General features: G+C 58.5%; 1 protein-coding gene. It reads right to left on the bottom strand.

Translation table 11 applies throughout. From position 1 onward, the window contains the following. On the bottom strand, window positions 1-2,795 hold a 2,795-nt coding region (locus CXQ94_RS21230), incomplete at its 3' end, for a LamG-like jellyroll fold domain-containing protein (RefSeq protein WP_146070398.1). Between the last annotated feature and the right edge of the window lie 127 nt (window positions 2,796-2,922).

Here is a 2,922-nt window from a genome sequence, read left to right as displayed (position 1 = left end):
TCGGTCAGGACACCTGCTGTGAGGATGGGGTTGAAGATCTGGCCCTTGAACTGCCCGACCCCGCCCGGACCGCTAGCTCCCAGCAAAACCGGTTGAGTGGTCGGTGAGGGAAGATGGGTGGCTGTAGTGGTCGCTACCGTCCACGTCCGGGTATAACCAGAGGTAGAGAGAGTGATGCGTAGCTGTCGGTTGATTCGATCCGAGACCGCAGCCACGTAATACCAGGTCCCCGCCCCGATAGTGTCGGATGCTCTCACCGTTTCCATCCCCGCACCATTGGCACCGGAGAATTGTGCCAACTCCGCCAACCCGCCCGTACCCACTCGCAACCCGGCCCCGGGAGAACCATCACCGGCCATTTGTGTCACCAATGCTTGGACTGTCCCGGTAGTCGGTGCCGTTGAGCAAAACCAGCCCGCCATCGAAAAGCTTTGCGAGGTATCCACCGCACCGGTACCAGTCCGGGCATAGTCACCGGCACTACCGAGCTGCAGGGCCTGGCGAACATCAGGATCAGAACCGTCACTATCCACAGACCCAGAACACCCATTAGCCAAAGGTGTCCCGTTCGCCGTCTCAATATTCACCACCGAGGCACCACCGACCAACGACAATGGCAGAACCGTAGAAGGCAGCATGGCCGGCTTCGCCGGAACATTGAAGGTAAAACTCACCGGCGCACTATGGACCTGGGTATTAACATTCATCGCCGTATCAAAAGCCCACACCGTCACAGTGCTCGTCTCCGCGACCGCCGCGACCGTGATCTGGGCACTGCCCCCACAGACCACCACGTATTCCTTAACCCGGGAATCACAGGCCAGATTCGCCGGATACGTCGGCGTTGAAGACGCCGGCGTCACCGCATACACAAAACCCTTCACATCATAAGAACCAGCACCCTTCCCCAACGAAAACGCATACGGCGTCTCCCCCACCACACCCGCCACATCCGTATGCGAAGAATTACTAATACTCCCCGTCACCGCAGAAATCACCGGAGCCGGCGGCGGAGTCGTATCCACCGTAAAATTGAACTGCATGACTCCGGAAACTGATCCGTTTTGGTCATTTGTTTGTGCCTGCAACTGATAGTTTCCGTCGGGAAGAGGCCCACCTTGCCACGTTGGGTAGCCTCCGGATCCGGGGACCGGGATGCCATTTGGCGTCGAGAACATGAGACTGCCTGCGCTATTGAAGACGCTCATCCACACGTAGATTGTGCCGCCAGCATCTCCGTCGGGGTCGGAGGCTCCTACGGTGTAGGTTGGCTGGCGAAGGCGCGTGACATAGGTGGAGGCAAACGGAGTGCCAGTCCACAATGAACCGGTGATCGTCCAAATGTTTGGAGTGACCGGTGGCGTGTTGTAGGTGACGCTCAGGGTTGCGTCATTGCCGAAGCGCTTCCACCCGAGCGGATCGTACTCGTTGCCGGCCCTGAGCGAGACGGTCCATTGTCCAACCGTTGTGAGGATGTTTTTCGCCCCCATCAGATCAAACCCTACGGTCCCGGCAGCGCAGCCTGGGTAGCCCATGGCCACCGACTTCGAATCAACTTTTGCTACTAGACCGGGCTGGTTGTTCCATGTTGTTCCCGGATCTACACCTCCAGTAATCCAGGCGTCAACTGGGGTGGGTGTGCATGAGGATGCCCAGGACTCCCACACGTTCATCCGAGCCGCAAGAATCTGTTTCCCGTACGGCACCCATGTACTGAATTGGTAGTAGGTGCGGGTGATGTGGTTCATGCCGTCCCCTGACCATGACGAGGGAAGGTAGCCGACATGACCGGTCGTGTCAGTGTATTGGCCGTTCCAGTACGAGGTATTCGGGTACCCGGAATCCACATACAAATACGACACCCGTGCCGTGGACCAATCCGGATCAACATAGATCGGAAACACCAGACCCGGTGAGGAAAGAATCTCCCCCATCCCGAAAACCTGGGTCTGCTTCCCCGCCTCAGAGCCCAGACTAAGCGTGAAGGGCCGGGTCAGACCCGGCCCTCCCGAATCCAGCGCCGAAGCACCGGTCTGGGAAGAATCCCACCACTGCCCGGCCGCAGTCCGCAACTCCGTCTCCCCAGAATCCTTACCCCTGGCCTCAAGCCCGCCAGCACCAGTGTCATGCACGGTCGTGTTGGCAGAATCAAGGAAGATCCGCATCCGCACCACCCGAGGATCCTTCGCCGCATCAGCGGACGCGATCTTCAACACTTGGGAAACACCAGACTTATGCGCGATCTGGATCAAATCCACACCCGGAAGCACCGAGCGGTACGTTGCCGTATTGTCCTTGATCACCGGGACCGGTAAGTTCCCGAAGGGCCACGACTGGTGCAGGACATGCCCGGCCTTATCATCCAAACTCGACATTACCGAGGACCCGCCAGCCCCCAAAGTCACTCCGACCGGGACCATCTCCGGCCTAATCACCCTCACACCATTCTCAACCGAGGTGACAAGATCGGTGGAGATCTCCTGCCACCCCGTGGCCGTTTCCATCCTCACCGGCTCAGTGTTAACGGTCTTGGTGAAGGTCCCGTCGGGATGAGCAACCGTCCGCTCCGTCGGAGAAGTCACCGCCTCAACAACAACATCCTGACCCGTCTCAGCCGCCTTGGACCCCGCCACCGCCTCAGACACCGGCGCATCAAGCCCAGCTAGGGAATCTTCGGAGCTAGGAGCGGTCAGTGCCGTCGCTCCTGCCGGCGCCAGCCCCGCACCCGCCACAAGGCCAAGACTCAGGAGGAGGGGAACAAGAAAACGGCCAAAAAGACCCGCAGAAGCCCGCATAGGGTAGCTCTCTTCCAAGAAAAGGAATCAGCCCAATCAAGGAAAAAGTAAGCACTGCCCCCAATAGCCTGACTTATTGAGAAAAACATACCCACAAACTGAGAACTTACCTAGAAAAAAACAAAAA

It is taken from the genome of Arthrobacter sp. GMC3 (assembly GCF_002929305.1).
GTDB lineage: Bacteria > Actinomycetota > Actinomycetes > Actinomycetales > Micrococcaceae > Specibacter.
This window is presented reverse-complemented; position numbering and strand designations above follow the sequence as displayed.